This window comes from Rhodanobacter sp. C05 (assembly GCF_002001165.1).
In the GTDB taxonomy this organism is placed as follows: domain Bacteria; phylum Pseudomonadota; class Gammaproteobacteria; order Xanthomonadales; family Rhodanobacteraceae; genus Rhodanobacter.
Genome location: NZ_MUNQ01000007.1, coordinates 1 through 19,059, shown reverse-complemented (window position 1 = coordinate 19,059; position 19,059 = coordinate 1). Strand labels below are relative to the sequence as shown.

18 protein-coding genes and 3 tRNA genes are annotated in these 19,059 nt (G+C 62.9%); 16 read left to right on the top strand and 5 right to left on the bottom strand.

Annotated features, from left to right (window positions below):
* Positions 1 to 37 precede the first annotated feature (37 nt).
* Complete coding sequence (clpS, locus tag B0E51_RS04660) at positions 38 to 364, top strand: ATP-dependent Clp protease adapter ClpS (RefSeq protein WP_007808959.1); 327 nt, start codon at positions 38 to 40, stop codon at positions 362 to 364.
* A gap of 67 nt (positions 365 to 431) precedes the next feature.
* Positions 432 to 2,711, top strand: coding sequence for an ATP-dependent Clp protease ATP-binding subunit ClpA (gene clpA, locus B0E51_RS04655; protein ID WP_077443693.1), 2,280 nt, complete (start codon positions 432 to 434; stop codon positions 2,709 to 2,711).
* A 134-nt stretch (positions 2,712 to 2,845) separates the two neighbouring features.
* Here clpA and infA read toward each other — a convergent pair whose 3' ends face one another.
* Together infA and B0E51_RS04645 are read right to left on the bottom strand one after the other, a co-directional pair.
* Positions 2,846 to 3,064, bottom strand: coding sequence for a translation initiation factor IF-1 (infA, locus tag B0E51_RS04650; protein ID WP_007508585.1), 219 nt, complete (start codon positions 3,062 to 3,064; stop codon positions 2,846 to 2,848).
* Between the two features lie 122 nt (positions 3,065 to 3,186).
* Entirely contained in the window at positions 3,187 to 3,462 is a 276-nt protein-coding gene (locus B0E51_RS04645; RefSeq protein ID WP_077443692.1) for a polyhydroxyalkanoic acid system family protein, read from the bottom strand.
* Between the two features lie 80 nt (positions 3,463 to 3,542).
* Between B0E51_RS04645 and B0E51_RS04640 the strand changes: the two genes are divergently transcribed.
* The 3 genes from B0E51_RS04640 to B0E51_RS04630 all read left to right on the top strand — a co-directional run bounded on the left by B0E51_RS04640 (position 3,543) and on the right by B0E51_RS04630 (position 6,672).
* A complete protein-coding gene (locus B0E51_RS04640; RefSeq protein ID WP_077443691.1) occupies positions 3,543 to 4,310 on the top strand; it encodes an FHA domain-containing protein in 768 nt (255 codons plus the stop codon).
* A 120-nt stretch (positions 4,311 to 4,430) separates the two neighbouring features.
* Positions 4,431 to 4,958: an FHA domain-containing protein gene (locus tag B0E51_RS04635; RefSeq protein WP_077443690.1), complete on the top strand. Its 528-nt coding sequence runs from the start codon at positions 4,431 to 4,433 to the stop codon at positions 4,956 to 4,958.
* Between the two features lie 10 nt (positions 4,959 to 4,968).
* Positions 4,969 to 6,672: a protein kinase gene (locus tag B0E51_RS04630; protein ID WP_077443689.1), complete on the top strand. Its 1,704-nt coding sequence runs from the start codon at positions 4,969 to 4,971 to the stop codon at positions 6,670 to 6,672.
* A 55-nt stretch (positions 6,673 to 6,727) separates the two neighbouring features.
* Here B0E51_RS04630 and B0E51_RS04625 read toward each other — a convergent pair whose 3' ends face one another.
* Positions 6,728 to 7,585: a tetratricopeptide repeat protein gene (locus tag B0E51_RS04625; protein WP_254424413.1), complete on the bottom strand. Its 858-nt coding sequence runs from the start codon at positions 7,583 to 7,585 to the stop codon at positions 6,728 to 6,730.
* Between the two features lie 266 nt (positions 7,586 to 7,851).
* On the opposite strand from B0E51_RS04625, the gene serC reads away from it, so the two are divergent.
* The 10 genes from serC (at position 7,852) to B0E51_RS04575 (ending at position 15,593) form a co-directional block, all read left to right on the top strand.
* Positions 7,852 to 8,937: a 3-phosphoserine/phosphohydroxythreonine transaminase gene (gene serC / locus B0E51_RS04620; RefSeq protein WP_077443942.1), complete on the top strand. Its 1,086-nt coding sequence runs from the start codon at positions 7,852 to 7,854 to the stop codon at positions 8,935 to 8,937.
* 75 nt (positions 8,938 to 9,012) lie between these two features.
* The gene (pheA, locus tag B0E51_RS04615; RefSeq protein ID WP_077443688.1) at positions 9,013 to 10,101 is read left to right on the top strand and encodes a prephenate dehydratase; all 1,089 of its coding nucleotides are present in this window, start codon (positions 9,013 to 9,015) and stop codon (positions 10,099 to 10,101) included.
* A gap of 28 nt (positions 10,102 to 10,129) precedes the next feature.
* Positions 10,130 to 11,437 carry a 3-phosphoshikimate 1-carboxyvinyltransferase gene (gene aroA / locus B0E51_RS04610; protein ID WP_077443687.1) on the top strand — a complete coding sequence of 436 codons (1,308 nt, stop codon included), beginning with the start codon at positions 10,130 to 10,132 and terminating at the stop codon, positions 11,435 to 11,437.
* A gap of 60 nt (positions 11,438 to 11,497) precedes the next feature.
* The gene (gene kdsB / locus B0E51_RS04605; protein ID WP_077443686.1) at positions 11,498 to 12,274 is read left to right on the top strand and encodes a 3-deoxy-manno-octulosonate cytidylyltransferase; all 777 of its coding nucleotides are present in this window, start codon (positions 11,498 to 11,500) and stop codon (positions 12,272 to 12,274) included.
* A 44-nt stretch (positions 12,275 to 12,318) separates the two neighbouring features.
* A complete protein-coding gene (uvrC, locus tag B0E51_RS04600) occupies positions 12,319 to 14,145 on the top strand; it encodes an excinuclease ABC subunit UvrC (protein WP_077443685.1) in 1,827 nt (608 codons plus the stop codon).
* Between the two features lie 72 nt (positions 14,146 to 14,217).
* Positions 14,218 to 14,829, top strand: coding sequence for a CDP-diacylglycerol--glycerol-3-phosphate 3-phosphatidyltransferase (pgsA, locus tag B0E51_RS04595; RefSeq protein ID WP_077443684.1), 612 nt, complete (start codon positions 14,218 to 14,220; stop codon positions 14,827 to 14,829).
* Between the two features lie 57 nt (positions 14,830 to 14,886).
* Positions 14,887 to 14,962: transfer RNA gene (locus B0E51_RS04590), tRNA-Gly, on the top strand.
* Positions 14,963 to 15,110: 148 nt separating this feature from the next.
* Positions 15,111 to 15,186 (top strand) — tRNA-Gly (locus B0E51_RS04585).
* A gap of 81 nt (positions 15,187 to 15,267) precedes the next feature.
* Positions 15,268 to 15,341: transfer RNA gene (locus B0E51_RS04580), tRNA-Cys, on the top strand.
* Positions 15,342 to 15,593, top strand: coding sequence for a hypothetical protein (locus B0E51_RS04575; RefSeq protein WP_217333065.1), 252 nt, complete (start codon positions 15,342 to 15,344; stop codon positions 15,591 to 15,593).
* A 175-nt stretch (positions 15,594 to 15,768) separates the two neighbouring features.
* On the opposite strand, the gene B0E51_RS04570 is transcribed toward B0E51_RS04575, so the two are convergent.
* Together B0E51_RS04570 and B0E51_RS04565 are read right to left on the bottom strand one after the other, a co-directional pair.
* A complete protein-coding gene (locus B0E51_RS04570; RefSeq protein ID WP_217333064.1) occupies positions 15,769 to 16,824 on the bottom strand; it encodes a cytochrome c peroxidase in 1,056 nt (351 codons plus the stop codon).
* Between the two features lie 32 nt (positions 16,825 to 16,856).
* A complete protein-coding gene (locus B0E51_RS04565) occupies positions 16,857 to 17,336 on the bottom strand; it encodes a hypothetical protein (protein ID WP_077443681.1) in 480 nt (159 codons plus the stop codon).
* A 367-nt stretch (positions 17,337 to 17,703) separates the two neighbouring features.
* Between B0E51_RS04565 and B0E51_RS04560 the strand changes: the two genes are divergently transcribed.
* A partial coding sequence (locus B0E51_RS04560) for an IPT/TIG domain-containing protein (RefSeq protein ID WP_217333063.1) occupies positions 17,704 to 19,059 on the top strand: 1,356 nt, incomplete at its 3' end.

Here is a 19,059-nt window from a genome sequence, read left to right as displayed (position 1 = left end):
GTATACTTCGAACCAGAAACCGAATACCCCGGAAACCATGGCCCACGAACCCGAACATGAGCACGACAGCGGCCGCGGACTGGCGCTGGAAACTGCCAAGCCTGAAGTGGCGCGACCACCGCTATTTCAGGTGCTGCTGCTGAACGACGACTTCACTCCGATGGATTTTGTGGTTGAGGTGTTGCGCAGCTTTTTCAACCTGGACCAGGAGCAGGCGGTACAGGTGATGTTGCACGTGCATACCCGTGGCCGGGGCGTGTGCGGCGTGTTTACCCGGGAGGTGGCCGAGACCAAGGTGACCCATGTGAACGAATATTCACGCTCCCATCAGCACCCATTGTTGTGCACTATGGAAAAGCTCTGAGCGACCCCATTTCGTGCTCATCGCGGCGCTGAAGGCCGCTCAACATTTGCAAGCGGAGACGATCCGAATGTTCAGCAAGGATCTGGAAGTCACCATCGGCCATTGCTACAAGCAGGCCCGCGAACAACGCCATGAGTTCATGACGGTGGAGCACCTGTTGCTGGCGCTGACCGAAAACCAGTCGGCGGTGGGTGCCCTGCGCGCCTGCGGCGTGGACCTGCCACGGCTGTCGACCGAACTCGAACGCATCATCGCCGAGACCGTGCCGGTGCTTCCGCACGGGGACGAGCGCGATACGCAACCCACGCTGGGCTTCCAGCGCGTGCTGCAGCGCGCGGTGTATCACGTGCAGTCCTCGGGGCGGAAAGAGGTCACCGGCGCGAACGTGCTGGTGGCGATCTTCGGCGAGAAGGATTCGCACGCGGTGTATTTCATGCACCAGCAGGAAATCACCCGGCTCGACGTGGTCAATTACATCTCGCACGGCATCGCCAAGATCGGCGACGAGCCGGCGGCCGGCGTGTCCGGCGGCAGCGAGCGCGAAGGCGAGGAGGGCGGCGAGCCGAAGGGCAATCCGCTGCATGAGTTCGCCAGCAATCTCAACGAGCTGGCGCTGGAAGGCAAGATCGATCCGCTGATCGGGCGCACCGACGAGATCGAACGCACGATCCAGGTGCTGTGCCGCCGGCGCAAGAACAACCCGCTGTATGTCGGCGAAGCCGGCGTGGGCAAGACCGCGCTGGCCGAAGGTCTGGCCAAGCGCATCGTCGACGGCGAGGTGCCGGAGGTGCTGGAAAGCGCCACGATCTGGTCGCTGGATCTCGGTGCGCTGGTTGCCGGTACCAAGTACCGCGGCGATTTCGAGAAGCGCCTGAAGGGCGTGATCGCCCAGCTGAAAAAGCAGCCGGGCTCGATCCTGTTCATCGACGAGATCCATACCATCATCGGTGCCGGTTCGGCGTCGGGTGGCACCATGGACGCCAGCAACCTGATCAAACCGATGCTGGCTTCGGGCGAACTGCGCTGCATCGGTTCGACCACGTTCCAGGAATACCGCGGCGTGTTCGAGAAGGACCGCGCGCTGGCCCGCCGTTTCCAGAAGATCGACGTGGTCGAGCCGACCGTGGCCGACAGCATCGAGATCCTCAAGGGTCTGCGCTCGCGTTTCGAGGAGCATCACCACGTCGCTTATACCAACGAGGCGCTGAAGGCCGCGGTGGACCTGTCGGTGAAGCACATTCCCGACCGCCTGCTGCCGGACAAGGCGATCGACGTGATCGACGAGGCGGGCGCGCGCCAGCGGCTGCTGCCGCTGGATCAGCGCACCGGCAAGGTCGATGTGAGCGAGGTCGAGTACATCATCGCCAAGATGGCGCGGATCCCGGCCAAGCAGGTGTCGGCCTCGGATCGCGACGTGCTGCGCAATCTGGAACGCAACCTCAAGATGGTGGTGTTCGGCCAGGATCCGGCGATCGAGGCGCTGGCCGCGTCGATCAAGATGGCCCGTTCGGGGCTGGCCGATCCGTCCAAGCCGATCGGCTGCTTCCTGCTGGCCGGGCCGACAGGTGTTGGCAAGACCGAGGTAACCAAGCAGCTGGCGATGCAGCTGGGCATCGAGATGATCCGTTTCGACATGTCCGAATACATGGAAGGCCACTCGGTGTCGCGGCTGGTCGGCGCACCTCCGGGTTACGTCGGTTTCGACCAGGGCGGCCTGCTGACCGAAGCGGTGACCAAGCATCCGCACGCGGTGCTGCTGCTGGACGAGATCGAGAAGGCGCATCCGGATGTGTTCAACATCCTGCTGCAGGTGATGGATCGTGGCGTGCTGACCGACACCAACGGCCGCGAGGCGAACTTCAAGAATGTGGTGGTGGTTATGACCACCAACGCGGGCGCGGCGCTGGCTTCACGGCGCAGCATGGGCTTCGTCGAGCAGAAGCACGAGTCGGATGCGATGGAAGTGATCCGCCGCATCTTCACGCCGGAGTTCCGCAACCGGCTGGACGCGATCATCCAGTTCAGTGCGCTCGATTTCGAGCACATCCTGCGGGTGGTCGACAAGTTCCTGATCGAGCTGGAAAGCCAGTTGACCGAGAAGCAGGTGAGCCTGGACGTGGACGCCGAGGCCCGCCGCTGGCTGGCCGAGCACGGCTTCGATCCGCAGATGGGTGCGCGGCCGATGTCGCGGGTGATCCAGGAAAAGGTGAAACGCGCGCTGGCCGACGAGCTGCTGTTCGGCAAGCTGGCCGAGGGCGGCAAGGTGCACCTGAGTGTGCGCGATGGCGAGCTGCGGGTGGACTGCGAAGCGGTCGAAAAGCTGCCGGCGGTGGTCGAGCCGGGCTGATCACTTCGGTAACCGGCGGGCAAAGCAAAGGCGGCGCATCTGCGCCGCCTTTCGTTTCATCACTCACCACCGCATCGAATCGCGCCTATTTGGATCTTTTGCCACTGCGCGCTGGCGCAATAGTCGGCGCTGACTTACTTCATTCGGTAAGTAATACGACCCTTGCTCAGGTCGTACGGGGTCATTTCGATCTTGACCTTGTCGCCGGTGAGGATGCGGATGTAGTGCTTGCGCATGCGGCCGGAGATGTGGGCGATGATCACGTGCCCGTTCTCCAGTTGCACACGAAACATGGTGTTGGGCAAGGTCTCCTGGACCGTGCCTTCCATTTCGATGACGTCGTCTTTGGCCATGTGTTCCGGGGTTCACGCACAGCCGTCATGGCTGCGTAAGCCGTCGATTATGCCACGGATTGGGGGCGTGGTTAAAGAATCATCAAGGAGACGTCGACCCATTCGGTACATCTCGAAGCGGGTCAGGCGAAATGTTCGTCCAGCTTGCGCCGGATTTCCTGCTCGACCATGCCTTTCAGCGGCGACAGCATCAGGCCCAGCTCGGCATTGACCTGGATGGCATCGCTGCTGACGGCGATCGTGCCGCTGACGCCGGGGCGCGAGAAACGCAGGGTGTCTCCCTGCCACTGTCCATCGATGCCGAGCTTCTCATGCATCCTCGCGGCTACCTGATCGACCACGGCACGGGCCTCGGCGATCGACAACTGGTGCGGGCGACGGATATCGATTTTTGGCATGACGGGCTCCGGATAAACGCCACATCTTAATGCCATGCGCCTGCATGCTAGAGTTTCGCGGTCTTTCCGGCGGTTGATCCATGCGTATCGAATTCCCCAATGCGGCCCGTGAGGATTTCCACTGGGCGCAGGCGCAGCTGCGCATCGGCAGTGCGCCCGACAATGACCTCGTGCTGGCCAGCAGTCAGGCCGCGCCCCAGCATCTGCGGATCCAGCAGGACCGCCGCGGTTGGGTGCTGCAGGTCTTGCCGTCAGCGGACCGCATCTACGTCAACGCCCGGCCGGTGCGTGAGCGTGCGCTGCTGCGTCCCGGCGACGTGGTCAGCGTGGGTGACTGCCGCATGTTGCTGCGGGACGATCAGGATCCGGCATTGCGAGCGCCGTTCAGCGTGTCGGAACAGGGCCGTTGCACGGTAGCGTTGCGCGCCGTGGCCGGTCCGCTGTCCGGCCGCGTGCTGCCATTGCAGGACAGTCTGGAGCTGGGGCCGCAGGGGCGTTGTCCCTTGGAGCTGCCGCAAGGCGATATCGCTGCATTGCGCATTTCCTGGCATGACGGCCAGCTGTTGCTGGAAACCACGCAGTCATCCACGCGTCACCCATTGCGGGTCAATGGTGTCAATGCGGAGAAACTGGCGTTGCAGCCGGGCGATCAGATCGGCCTGGCCATGCACCGCTTCGTGGTTGAGGGACCGGGGATGGAGCCGGAACCTGAGATCGTGATGCCCGAGCCACCGCCGGAGCATCTGCCGGAGGAAGCCGCCGGCCCGACCGGCGAGGTGTGGTGGCTGATCGTCACCGCCGCCGTGCTGGCGCTGGGTATCGCGTTGGTGCTGCTGATACGTTTTTGAGTTCGTCAGCAGCAGGACTGATTCCAGCGATCGGAACAGTCGTCCGGATTCGTGATGCACGGCCGGAAACCGCCATGCGGTCAGCTACAATGCCAGCAGATCCGATGCCTGAAGCGCTCCATGGATAACCCGCGCCCCCTTTCGCCTGCTACCTCCGGAAAGCCTTCGTCCGGCCCACAGGGAACGCGATTCTTCGCTCAGGAGGATCTGCGTCGACTTGCGTCCGAGGCGGGCCAGGCTTCCGAGGCGCGGGCCAGTGTGCACAAGCCGGTTCTGGAGAGCATCAGTCCGGAACTTGGAGGGCGACGATTTTCCGTTCATCCAGGTCGCCAGACGATCGGCAGGCTCGCCAGCAACGACATTGTTGTCAGTGGCCCGAGCGTCTCTTCTTCGCACGCATGGATCATGAATCAGCAAGGGCGCTGCGTCATCATGAACACGCTGTCCACCAACGGTACGTTCGTGAATGACAAGCGGGTACACCAGGCAACCCTCAAGCACGGCGATCGCATTCGCCTTGGGCAAGTCGAGCTGGTGTTTCTGACCCGTGATCGCGGCTCACCCGGCTCCCGGCACCTGGGTCGCCTGGCGATGCTCGGGGTGATCGTGCTGATCTGCCTGGGTGCATTGGCCTGGTGGCTTTTCTGATGCCATCTCGATGAGTGAGCGTGCGTGGCCTTCAAGTCTTGGTCGCTATCGCATCGAGGGAATTCTCGGCGAAGGAGCGATGGCGGTCGTGTATGCCGGTTTCGACCCTGGTATCGAGCGACAGGTGGCCATCAAGTGTCTTCATCGGGAGGTGGCATCCGATCCCGGTTACAGGCAGCGGTTCCTCACCGAGGCTCGCGCGGCAGGCAACCTGACCCATCCCCACATCGTCACGATCTTCGACGCGGGCGAGACTGACGACGGCCGCTCATACATCGCCATGGAGCGTCTCTCAGGCGAGACGCTTGCCAGCCGGGTTGCAAGCGAGGGACTGCCGCCGCTGCCAGTGATCATCGAGCTGGCTGCCCAGGTTGCTGCCGCACTCGATTATGCCCACGCCCAAGGTGTCATCCATCACGACATCAAGCCGGAAAACATCATGCTGGCTGAGGGCTGGCATTACGCCAAGATCAGCGATTTCGGCATTGCCGACCGCGCCGGGATGCACGATGCCGCAGGAGGGGAGCACACCGAGATTGGCGGAACACCAGCCTATATGGCTCCGGAGCGTCTGCGTGGCGAGCCAGCCGATGCGCGAAGCGACCTGTTTTCGCTGGGCGTGGTGCTGTACTGGCTGGTCACCGGCAAATTGCCCTGGTCGGAAACCGGAGATATGCGGCACCTGATCAGGGAGCGGCAACGCTCGCCACGTCCGGCGGTCGAACCACTTGATCCTGCCACGCCGGCGATGTTGATCGACGTCGTGCACACCTTGCTGGCGCCCACTGCCCAAGCCCGCTACCAGCGCGGCACCGAAGTCATCGACGATCTGCACCTGGCCAGCCGCGAATATGAGCGGTTGCACGAAAACCCCCTGACCAATCGCATCATCTCGTTGCGGCTGCGCTGGGCAGGTGCACTGGGAGCCACGCTGTGTCTGGTCCTGCTGCTGGGCCTGGCAGCGATCTATGCCAAGCAGAACACGGCCATCACCGGTCTGGCCCTGGATTTCGGCAGCTCCCTGGGACGCATGGTCGCCGGCGAATCGGCGGAGAACCTGTTGCTGGGCGATCACGCAGCGACCCGCGCGCTGGTTGAAGATGTCGCCCGCAACCGGCAGATTCGCTATCTCGCGATTGCCGATCGATATGGCGACATCATCGCCAGCACGCAGCAAGCGGAAATCGGGCAGAAACTGTCCATCCCGGGCGAGCAGAAAAACCTGTCGCCATCGGATGGCATCGAAAGTTATCGCGGTGAGATCGTGGACGGTACGCATCGTGACGAGATGCTGCTGTTCGATGTTCCTGTCAGTTACCAGACAAAGACCGTAGGTGAGCTACGCCTGGGCGTCAGCAATGAGCCGCTGCGGATTGCCCAGAAAACGACCTTGGGCGTCATCGTTGCCGTTCTCGTGCTGACCCTGACTGCCCTGGTCGGCGCCGCCTATTGGCTGTTCAGGCGGCCATTGGCCTTGCTGGAGATGCTCGGGGATGCCTTGCTCCGGGTTGCCCGGGGAGATTTTCACTACCGCATCCGTCTCGAGCGCAGGGATGAGTTGGGTCGTTTGTTCACTGCGTTCAATCTGATGAGCGGCGCACTGCAGGCACAACAGCCTCTGACGGAACAGCCACCCCGTCATGCCGCGGCGGATGACGTCGCACAACCGACGCAAATCATCACGCCACCAGCTGCTGATGAAGAGGCAACCTGAGCAATTTTCCTTGCTGCTTGCGAAGTGCCAGACCAGGTTGGGTGCACCGCAGAGTTCAGATCTGTTTCAGTCGATGCTTGAGCTCGAGTGCGCGTGCCCGATAGATAACCGCCGGCTCGTAATTCGGGTTGATGGCCAGTATGCGGTCCCATAGCGAGATCGCCTCGTCCAGCTGCTGGTTGCGGTACAGCACGATCGCGCGCTCGTGGTAAGAGGACAGCAGTTGTTCGCGCAGGGCAGCGGCCTGCGGCCCTGCCGGCTTCATCCCGGGATCGATGGACAAGGCTTCGCCGAGGCGCGCCATCGCCTGATCGTTCTGCCCCTGATCGAGCAGGGACAGGCTTTCCCGCTGCAGTCGCTGTGCCTTTGCTGCTGGCAATTCGCTGGCGGATGACTCGCCATCGAGCGCCGTCAGCGCATCGCCGGCGGAGACATCCGGATCAGTGGCGCCGCTTCTGGGCAATGCGGTGCCCGTCGCCGACGATGCGCCGGGACTGGACGCCGGCAGATGCACTGTTTCGCCCGTGCGCAACACGGAAGGGTTGGTCGATCCGTTATAGCGCGCCAGGATCAGGAACGCTCCGGAGTCGCCCAGATAGCGGGCAGCCAGTGTGCTGTAAGAGTCGCCAGCCTGCACGACATAGGTGCGCGAGCGGGAGCCGAGCGCCTGCCTGGGGTCGACCGTAAGCTGGTGCAACATGGCCTGCGCCGGGCGGTCGCCAGGATGCTGTACCAGATACTGCTTCAAATCCTGTTCGCCATCGCTGTAGCGGCCAAGTTGAAGCTCGTTGACGATGGCCGTGAACGACAGCGTCCGGCCAGTCTCCATCCGAGCAGGGGGTGTCGTACCCGTCGTGGCCGGGTTTCCACTGGATTTCGATTTGAGGCTATTGAGCTGTGCGCAGCCAGTCATGCTCAGCACAGTCAGCAGGATGGTGCCGAAAATGGCCTGCCTGAGCCACGATCCGTCGAAACGAGACTGCCTTGCCGATGTCATACGCCCCCGCTGGCTACTGATGGCCTGCTTGCCAGGCCGAGCCACCAGTGTAACTGGCTGATCTCATCACCGGCCCAATTCCCTTGCGCTGCGGTATCGAGCCTTCGCGACATCCGATGTTGACCGCCCCATGCTGCGCCGCGCCATAATGCGTGGAACACCATGACGGGATGCAAGAACACGTGAGCAGAGTCTGGAATTTCAGCGCCGGTCCGGCCGCGCTGCCACTGGCGGTACTTGAGCGCGCTCAGCGCGACATGCTGGACTGGAACGGCAGTGGCGCCTCGGTGATGGAGCAGTCCCATCGCGGCAAGCGCTTCATCGAGATGGCCGCGCAGACCGAAGCGGACCTGCGCTCGCTGCTGGCGATTCCGGCCGATTACGCGGTGCTGTTCCTGCAGGGCGGTGCGACCCAGCACTTTGCGCAGATCCCGATGAACCTGGCCGGCGCCAGCGACTGCGCCGACTACATCGTCAGCGGCCACTGGAGTGCGAAGGCCGTCAGTGAGGCGGCACCATACCTGCAGGTGAACGTGGCCGCCAGCGGTGAGGCCGACCACTATCTGAAGCTGCCGCCACGCGAAGGCTGGCAGCTCGACCCGCGAGCCGCCTACGTGCACTACACGCCGAACGAGACGATCCACGGCGTGGAATTCCACGAGATTCCCGAAGTGGGCGCCGTGCCGCTGGTAGCGGACATGTCGTCGAACATCCTGTCCGAGCCGCTGGATGTCTCGCGTTTCGGACTGATCTATGCCGGCGCGCAGAAGAACATCGGACCCTCCGGGCTGGTGGTGATGATCATCCGGCGCGATCTGCTGCAACGGGCGGGTCGGCCGATGGCGAAGATTTTCCGCTATGCCGAGCACGCGGCGAACGATTCGATGCTGAACACGCCGAATACCTGGGGCTGGTACCTGGCCGGACTGACTTTCCAGTGGCTGAAGGAGCAGGGTGGCGTCGCCGTGATCGGCGAGCGCAACCGCGCCAAGGCCGGGCTGCTGTATCAGTCCATCGATAACTCGGGCGGTTACTACCACAGCCCGGTGGCTCTGTCCGCGCGATCGCGCATGAACGTGCCGTTCACTCTGCACGACAGTGCGCTGGATGCGGTGTTCCTGAAGGAGTCGGAAACTGCCGGTCTGCTCGCATTGAAGGGTCACAAGGCGGTGGGCGGCATGCGCGCGTCGCTGTACAACGCGGTGCCGCTGGAAGCTGTGCAGGTGCTGACCACATTCATGCAGGATTTCGCACAAAGGCATGGCTGATTGGCCATGGAGGCTGCATTTCGGGCATGATGCCTGTCCATCATTTGGACTTCTTTACTTCCAGGCGGCTAAAGCATGACCGACCCAAAGACATCGCTGAGCGAGATGCGCGAGCGCATCGACAGCATCGACCGGCAGATCCAGCAGCTGATTTCCGAGCGCGCCAACCATGCGCAGACGGTGGCCAAGGTGAAGGGCTCGGGGCTTTCGGCGATCGACTATTACCGCCCCGAGCGCGAGGCGCACGTATTGCGCATGGTGGTGGATCGCAACGACGGACCGCTGTCCGATACCGAGATGGTGCGCCTGTTCCGCGAGATCATGTCCTCCTGCCTGGCGCAGGAAGACCCGTTGAAGATCGGCTTCCTCGGGCCCGAAGGCACGTTCAGCGAGCAGGCCGTGCGCAAGCATTTCGGCCACGCCGCCTACGGGCTGCCGCTGGGCAGCATCGAGGAAGTATTCCAGGAAGTCGCCGCCGGGCATGCCGACTTCGGCGTGGTGCCGGTGGAGAACTCCGGGCAGGGCATGATCCAGGTCACCCTGGACATGTTCCTCACCTCCGCTGCCACCATCTGCGGCGAAGTCGAGCTGCGCGTGCACCAGTGCCTGCATTCGCAGGGCGGCAAGCTGGAGGACGTCAAGCGCGTCTATGCACACGCGCAGTCGCTGCAGCAGTGCAAGACCTGGCTGCGCATCAACCTGCCGGGCGTCGAATGCATCGCCGTGAGCAGCAACGCGGAGGCGGCGAGACTGGCGCGGCATGCCGATGATTCGGCAGCGATCGCCGGCGAGACCGCTGGCAAGGTCTACGGACTCAAGACCGTAGCGCAGGGCATCGAGGATCGCGCCGACAACACCACGCGCTTCCTGGTCATTGGCCGGTCGCTGTTCCCGCCGTCCGGCAATGACCGTACCTCGCTGCTGATCACCGTGAACGACAAGCCAGGCGCGTTGTACGACGTGCTCAGCCCGTTCGCCAAGCATGGTGTCAGCCTGAACCGGATCGAGTCGCGACCGGCACATACCGGCAAGTGGCAGTACGCATTCTTCATCGACGTCTCCGGCCATATCGACGATGCCACGCTGCAGGCGGCCGTGCAGGAAATCGGCGGGTCGGCGGCGACGATACGCGTGCTGGGTTCCTACCCGGTGGCACTGCCCTGATCTGCGCGATGCGCACGGAGAAATTCGCTTGAATCGACTCGACTGGAGCAGTCAACCAGGTCGTCCACTGCATGGCAGTGTGCGCGTGCCCGGTGACAAGTCGGTATCGCATCGTGCACTGATGCTGGCTGCGATTGCCGAAGGCACATCGCATATTCGCGGTTTTCTCGAAGGCGAGGACACCCGCGCCACTGCGGCCGTGCTGTCACAGCTTGGTGTGCGCATCGAGACACCGTCGGCGGGCGAGCGCGTGGTGCATGGCGTCGGCCTGCATGGTCTGCGTGGTACCGCACAGTCACTGGACTGCGGCAATGCGGGCACCGGCATGCGCCTGCTGGCCGGCCTGCTGGCCGGGCAGGCGTTCGACAGCACGTTGATCGGCGATGCCTCGCTGTCGAAGCGGCCGATGCGCCGGGTGACCGATCCGCTGACGTCGATGGGTGCGCGTATCGATACGCACGAGGGCCTGCCACCGCTGCACGTGCATGGAGACCAGCCACTGCACGGAATCCGTTACGAATTGCCGGTAGCCAGCGCACAGGTGAAGTCGGCACTGCTGCTGGCCGGCCTGTATGCCGCTGGCGAAACCGAGATCATCGAGCCGCATCCGACCCGCGACTACACCGAACGCATGCTGGCTGCGTTTGGCTGGCCGATCGAGTTTGTACCAGGGCAGGCCAGACTCACTGGTGGTCATGCTTTGCATGCTGCCAATGTGGACGTGCCAGCCGATTTTTCCTCGGCTGCGTTCTTCCTGGTCGCGGCCAGCATCGTGCCGGGCTCCGTCCTGCGCCTGCCGGCGGTCGGCCTGAATCCACGCCGCACCGGGCTGCTGCAGGCGTTGCGCCTGATGGGTGCGGACATCACGGTCGAACAGGAGCGCGAGGCCGGCGGCGAGCCGGTCGGTGATCTGGTCGTGCGCCATGCGCCGCTGCATGGCATCGAGCTGCCGGAAGCGTTGGTGCCGGACATGATCGACGAGTTTCCCGTGCTGTTCATTGCCGCGACCGTGGCCAGCGGCCGCACCGTGATTCGCGGCGCTGCCGAATTGCGCGTGAAGGAATCCGATCGGATCGCCACGATGGCCAGCGGTCTGCGCACGCTCGGCGCGGTGGTCGAGGAAACCCCGGATGGCGCGATCATCCACGGTGGCGCGCTCGGTGCCGGTACGGTGGAAAGTCACCTCGACCACCGCATTGCGATGAGCTTTGCCGTGGCCGGACTGGTCGCGAGCGGGCCGCTACGGATCAACGACTGCAGCCATGTCGCCACCTCCTTTCCCGGCTTTCTGGAGTTGACCAACGGTTGCGGCTTTGCATTGCAGGTGACCGGCTGAACTGCAGCCGGGAAAGTGTATTGTTGTTGTCAGGTCTACCGTCTGGTTGAAGGTCTTGCCATGTCCAACGCCGTGCCGCCGTTCATCGTTGCCATTCCTGCCCGCTACGGCTCGACCCGCCTGCCAGCCAAGCCGCTGCGCGAGATCGGTGGCGTGCCGATGGTGGTGCGGGTGGCGCAGCGCGCGCTGCAGGCCGGTGCACGCCAGGTAGTGGTTGCGGTGGACGACCAGCGCATCGCGGATGCACTGGCCGGGCAGGGCGTGGATATCTGCATGACACGCAGCGACCACGCCTCGGGCAGCGACCGGCTGGCCGAATGCGCGGCGCTCTATGGCTGGGCCGAGGACAGCATCGTGGTGAACCTGCAGGGCGACGAGCCGTTCGCGCCGGCCGCCGGCATCCGCGCCGTGGCCAAGGCACTGGCCGGTGACAATGCGCCAGTGGCTACCCTGGCGACGCCGATCATCGACGCCGAGGAACTGTTCGATCCGAACGTGGTGAAGCTGGTACGGGGAGTGAATGGGCGTGCGCTGTACTTCAGTCGTGCACCGTTGCCATGGGCGCGCGATGCGTTCGCCGCCGACCGGCATGCGCTGCCATCCGGTTCGCCGTTCCTGCGGCATATCGGCATCTATGCGTACCGTGCCGGCTTCCTGGATCGCTATACCCGCCTGTCGCGAACGCCGCTGGAGCAGACCGAGTCGCTGGAACAACTTCGCGTGCTCGAACACGGCCATGCGATTGCGGTGCGCCTGACGCCGGAACCATTTCCGCCTGGCATCGATACCGAGGCCGATCTGGAACGTGCCGAGCAGTGGTTGCGCACGCATCCGTGAGCCGCCATATCGGTGGCATCGACTGCAGTCGCTAGAATGCCGCCATGTCATCCACACAACCACCACCTTTCGACGGCAAGGCCTTCGTCAGCACGCTCACCTCTTCGCCTGGCGTCTATCGTTATTTCGACGCCGCCGGTGAGTTGTTGTACGTCGGCAAGGCCGGCAATCTCAAGAAGCGCGTCGGCAGCTATTTCCTGAAGCCGCGGATGGAGCCGCGCATCGCCGCGATGGTGGCGCAGATCGCCCGCGTCGATATCACCGTGACGCGCACCGAGGGAGAAGCGCTGCTGCTGGAATCGCAGCTGATCAAGTCGCTCAAGCCGCGCTACAACATCCTGCTGCGCGACGACAAAAGCTACCCGTATATCTACCTGTCCGGTGGCGAGGACTATCCGCGGCTGGCGTTTCATCGCGGCGCACGCAATCTTCCAGGGCGCTATTTCGGGCCGTACCCGAGTACCTACGCGGTGCGCGAAAGCCTCAGCCTGATGCAGAAGCTGTTCAAGGTGCGCCAGTGCGAGGACAGCTATTTCCGCAACCGCTCGCGGCCGTGCCTGCAGCACCAGATTGGCCGCTGCACCGCGCCATGCGTGCGGCTGATCAGCGTCGAGGATTACCGCAGCGATGTACGCCATGCCGAGATGTTCCTGGAGGGACGCAGCAACGCCGTGATCGACGAACTGGCCGAGGCCATGGAGCGTGCCAGCAAGTCACTGCAGTTCGAGCGTGCGGCGACCCTGCGCGATCAGGTGGCTGCTTTGCGCCAGCTGCAAGCTCAGCATCATGTGCACGGCGCGAGCGCCGACATGGACGTGATCGCCTGCCGCATCGAGTCGGGCATGGCCTGCATCAGCGTGCTGTTCTTTCGCAACGGCATCAGCCTTGGCACGCGCGACTTCTTTCCGCGTCTGCCACTCGATGCCGAGCCGTCCGATGTGCTGACCCAGTTCATCGCGCAGTACTACCTGGATCGGCCGGTGCCGCGCGAACTGATTCTCGGCGAACCGATCGCCGACCAGGAGATCCTGGCGGAGTTGCTGGCCCAGCAATCCGGTCATGCGGTAGAACTGAAATCGAGCGTGCGTGGCGACCGCGCGCAATTCCTGCAGATGGCCGAACGCAATGCGCAGGCTTCGCTGACCGCCCGACTGGCCAGCCGGCAGACCCTGGGTGCGCGCTTCGACGACTTGCAGAAAATACTGGAGCTGGCCGTATCGCCACGCCGCATCGAGTGTTTCGACATCAGCCATACCATGGGTGAGGCGACTGTCGCTTCGTGCGTGGTGTTCGGGCCGGAAGGACCGGAGAAATCGCATTATCGGCGCTTCAACATTGCCGGCATCACGCCAGGCGACGACTACGCCGCCATGCATCAGGCACTCACCCGCCGCTTTCGCAAGGTCGCCGAAGGCGAGGGCGTGCGCCCGGATATCCTGTTGATCGACGGTGGTAGCGGGCAGGTGGCGCAGGCGCTGGATGTGCTGAAGGAACTCGGCGTCGCTGGCATTGAAGTCGTTGGCGTCGCAAAGGGACCAGGTCGTCGCGCAGGCGAGGAAACGTTGGTCCTGGCCGACTCTGGTCGCGAGCTGCACCCAGGCTCGTCATCGCCCGCATTGCATCTGGTCGCTGCCGTGCGTGATGAGGCCCATCGCTTCGCGATCAGCGGCCATCGCAAGCGGCGCGAGAAGGCGCGCGAACGCAGCGTGCTGGAGGACGTCCAGGGCATCGGCGCACGCCGCCGCTCGGCCCTGCTCAAGGCCTTCGGCGGCCTTGCAGGCGTGGAGAGTGCCGGCGTCGAGGAGCTGATGCAGGTCAAGGGCATCGACCGTGGCCTGGCCGAACGCATCTACGCCAGCCTGCATGGCTGAACACGCGTGCCCGTTTTCACTCGTTGATGCCACACGGGCATGCGACACTGTGGCAAATATCCGGAACGAACCATGCGCATCAACCTGCCGACCTGGCTGACCCTGTTTCGCGTCGCACTGCTGCCGGTCATGGTGGTGGTTTTCTATGCACCGTTTCGCGGACACAACATCACGGCGGCGATCGTGTTTGTATTGGCAGCAGCCACCGATTGGCTGGATGGTTATCTGGCTCGGCGGATGAACCTCACCTCGGCGTTTGGTGCGTTCCTCGATCCGGTCGCGGACAAGCTGATGGTGGCAGTCACGCTGTTCCTGCTGGTGCAGTCGCATCCCAACAGTGGCTGGTCCGGCATTCTGATGGCGGTGACTGCGGCGGTGATCGTCGGGCGTGAGATCAGCGTGTCGGCACTGCGCGAATGGATGGCCGAGGTCGGCATGCGCGCAACCATCAAGGTCGCCTTCATCGGCAAGCTCAAGACCGTCATGCAGATGGTGGCGCTGGTTGTGCTGATCGTGCAGCACGAGAAGGAAGCCACGGCTCTGCGGCTGTACCACATCGGCGAGGGACTGCTGGTGATCGCCGGCATCCTGACGATCTGGTCAGGCGTGTACTACCTGCGTGCGGCGTGGCCGAGCCTGCTTGGCGATGTGCCGAAGCAACCATCTGGGGGCAGCGATGCGTGATCGACACGACGTGGGCTTGACGATCCGCATTCACGTATTAGAATGCGCGGCTCCGATGCGGGAATAGCTCAGTTGGTAGAGCACGACCTTGCCAAGGTCGGGGTCGCGAGTTCGAGTCTCGTTTCCCGCTCCAGTTTTCTGCAAAGCCCCGACTTGTTCGGGGCTTTGTCTTTTCGGCGTGGTACCGGGCCGATCAGTGGAATTGCGTGAATATGGGCCGACAAGACGCGGTCACGGCTATTCACAAGCGTCATCGTTCTGTTATGATTCGCTGCTCCGATGCGGGAATAGCTCAGTTGGTAGAGCACGACCTTGCCAAGGTCGGGGTCGCGAGTTCGAGTCTCGTTTCCCGCTCCAGTTTCAGCAAAGCCTCGGTCCACCGGGGTTTTGTTTTTTAAAGGCACCTGCGATCATCACGGTCGCGATGCACCTAGCAATGGCCTGGTGGCAGAGTGGTCATGCAGCGGCCTGCAAAGCCGCGTACGCCGGTTCGATTCCGACCTAGGCCTCCATTGCGAACAAAGACTCAGGCGCTCCCAGGCGCCTTTTTCTTTGCCTGGAATCCGGCGTTTGCCAAGGCGGCAATGGGCAAGGTGATGGTGAATATCAACGACCACCCGGATATCCGGCGTGCATTCGACGGACTGCACATGCGCGAGTTGAGCATCCGATATAGCGTGGCCAACCGTCGCGGTACGCCTGACGAGAGCAGGGAGCTGATGATCACGAACTATGAGTCGGTGGTGGTGGGTGGCTTGTTTTAGTCAAGCCTCTTTGCGATCCGACCAACGACGTATGGAGGGCGCAGATCATCGGCCTGTATCAGGCCGAGGTCACCCTCCGTCGCGATGAGCATGTGGGCATGGGGACGTTACGCAGTAAGAGCGCATCCAGTAGTGAAAGCAAAAACGACTGGCTGATGCGTCACATATGTGACCCTTACAGCGCCTCAAGGAAAGCGCGCAGCTCCTGCTTTTCCCGGACGGTGAGGTTGAGCGGCCGACCGGCCTGCAGGCTGCGGTAATACACCTCTCGATCAATGGCCTCATCGAGCGTCGGCACGCTGCCGTCATGCATATACGGAGCAGTCAACGCCACGCCACGCAATGACGGTGTCCTAAACATGCCGATGTCGGCGGGGTTTCGCGTCACGTTGAATCGACCCAGTTGCGATTCATCGGCATGTGTCGCGACGCGATTGCCGATGTCGGTGCCCTGCAAGGATCGCTCAATCACATCCTGCGTCAGCGCAGGCAGATTCTGTTCCACCGCACCCAGCCCCACCCCGGTCCGATGATAGGCGTGATCGGTGAGTGCCACGGGAGAGCCATTCGGCTGATGGCACTGGGCGCATTCCCCCTTGCCCGAAAAAATGATCAGCCCCTGTTGCGCCTGCGCACTTAGGGTAGATAGATCATGCTGTGATCGGTAGCGATCGTAGGCACTCGTTCGCTGATCCAGGGAACGTATATAGGCGGACAAGGCGGCGGCCACGTGGATCAGCGTGATGGGCGTCGTCGTACCGGGAAAGCGCTTCGCAAATGCCGTGAAATAGGCGGCGTCAGCCGTGAGTTTGCTCAGCAGCACCCTATCGTCACGCAACCCCATTTCGACGGGATTGATGAAGGGATCCAGCACCGCCTGTTCCAGCGTGGGGCGCCTGCCATCCCAGAAGAACGATGTATCGCCCGATCGTCCGATGCTGGCCAGGCTGGGCGTGTTGCGAGTGCTTGCTCGCCCATAGACACCGACCGCCACGCGTCGGCCATCGGCATAGGCCTTGTCGGGCCTATGGCATGACGCGCAGCGGATCGTGCCGTCTGCGCTCAAGCGCGGATCCTGGAAAAGTTGTTGGCCCAGCGCGATCAGTGCCGTGTCGGACGGTGCAGGGGTTGACTGCCCCCATGCACCATTTGTCACTCCGACGGTCAACACGAGTAAGGTCATGAGCGCTCTGTGCACTCGCAGCCTCTTCAAGTGCGTGGCCGTGTTCATCGTCCTTGTCCTGATAGGGCCTTGCGCGATCCTTACATCACCGCAAAGCGCAGCGTGGCACCGGTCGATGCATAGGCCCTTGTGATGGCGTCCTTTTGCGTGGTGTCGCTCACGATCAACACCACGACGCCGGTGAGACCCCCGGCCTTGATCGCCTTCGGAAGCGCCACGACGAACGCATTGGTTTGCTGGGGGTCGGGGCCACCCAGTACCAGCAGCGATCCGGGAATCACGATAGGGCCAATCGCCGTCGGAATCGACTGTGCCTCGTTCTTGCGGCGTGTCGTGGCAGCGATGCTGTCACCACCCGGGATCACATAGATGTAAGGATGACCTAGGACGTCCTTGCCGTGGAGCTTGCCCTGTTCGGCAAGGTAGTTGCCCCATGTGGTGTCGTCCGCCGTGGCGATGGGTTTGGCCGGACCCGTCGTCGCGGACGCGGTGGTGTGGGCAACGATAGCTGAGGAGGTACCCGATGTGGGGTGACTGCATCCGGCGATCATCATGCTCATGACGCTCACCCACCCCACGAATCCTGATTTGGTCACTGGTCTTCCCCGATGGATGAGTGGATCTCTTTTTAAAGTACCGGGATTGCCAGCACGTCACAATCCGGTGGTGCGGTGGCTCGTCACGGGTCGTTGACTCACCGTGGTCCTGTGGACGCCTTGGGATGATGCCACTTGCGTATGGATAGATAACGTACCGTATAGTTGTTGGGCTACTGGGTGCCCTGTCTCGATGGGACAGAAAGCGCGTAAGGAACGGTCGATCAAGAGGTCGGCAAAAGGGGATGTGCGTATGGAGTCGCAGGGGAGTCACGCTCAGAGCGTGGGCGTGTTGAGAGCATTCCAGGCAGCGAGCCGAACTGGACGCACCTTGATCCGCTGGCTGCTGTGGGGTGTCTTGCTCTGCGGGAGCGTGGCGCACGCCACGACCTATGTCCGCGATGCCAATGGTCGCATCGTCGCCGTGACTCAGAGCAACGGCACCAGTACGCAGTACACCTACGATGCGCTGGGCAATCGGCTGCAGGTCGGCGGTCCGATCGCGGCGGGGCAGCTGGCCGTGTTCACCTTCATACCATCCCACGGTACGGCCGGTACCGCGGTCACGATCTACGGCCAGGGTTTCAGCAGCACACTGGCCAGCGACAGCGTCAGTTTCAACGGCACGGTGGCGACCGTGCTGTCGGCGACGGCCACGCAACTGGTGGCCAGTGTGCCTGTCGGCGCCAGTACCGGCCTGATCGGCGTCACGGTGGGCGGACTGACGGTCGACAGCGCCACGCCGTTCGTGATCGACGATACCGGAGAACCACCCACGATCAGTGGGGTCAGTCCGAGCGTGGTGGTGGAAGGTGGAACGGTCACAGTTACCGGAACACATCTGGATCCGTTACCGGGACAGACGAACGTGCAGATGGGTGGTCGCGAGGTGGCGTTGTCGTCCGCGAGCGATACTCAACTGATATTCACTGCGCTGGACACAAGCAGCAGTGGCTACGTGGTAGTCCAAACCCCTTACGGCCAGACGACGAGCCCCACTTCCGTGGTGGTACTGCCCAGCGGGTTTAGTGCAGCGGGTTTGGTGAGCAGTGGCTATGCCACGGCCAACGGGGCTGCGGTCAATCTCAACATCGGGGCCGCTGGTCAGATCGGTGCAGTGCTGTTCAATGGCACGTCAGGACAATGGCTGAGTCTGCAGGCCAGCGCTATCACTACAACCGCGACCAGCATCGCCTATACGGTCTATGCACCGGGCAATATGGTGATCGCGCAGGGCGTTATCTCAACCAGCTCACCGTCGATTCACCTGCCGCAGTTGACCGCTGACGGTACTTACATGGCGACGTTCCAGCCCAATACGGCCGGAGCCCAGTTGACGGTGGCGGTACTCACCGATGCCACGCTAACGAACGGCGCTCCTGCGGCGCAGGCCACCACGGTCCCGTGGCAGAGCGAGAGATTGGTATTCACCGCCACGGCGGGCCAGGACTTGGAACTGGAGTTGACGAACATCAATGTGTCCGGTGGCAGTCAGAATCAGGTGGGGGTAACGGTCACCAATGCAGCGGGAACCTCGATAGCGAATATCAGCTGCAGTGGTACTTATTGCCACATCCCATCGCTATGGAATCTGGCCGCTGGAACCTACTCGATCACAGTGACACCGGCTACGGGTGGGACCATGAGCTTCAATGCTCTGTTGCAACCGGATGTGATCGGCCCGGCA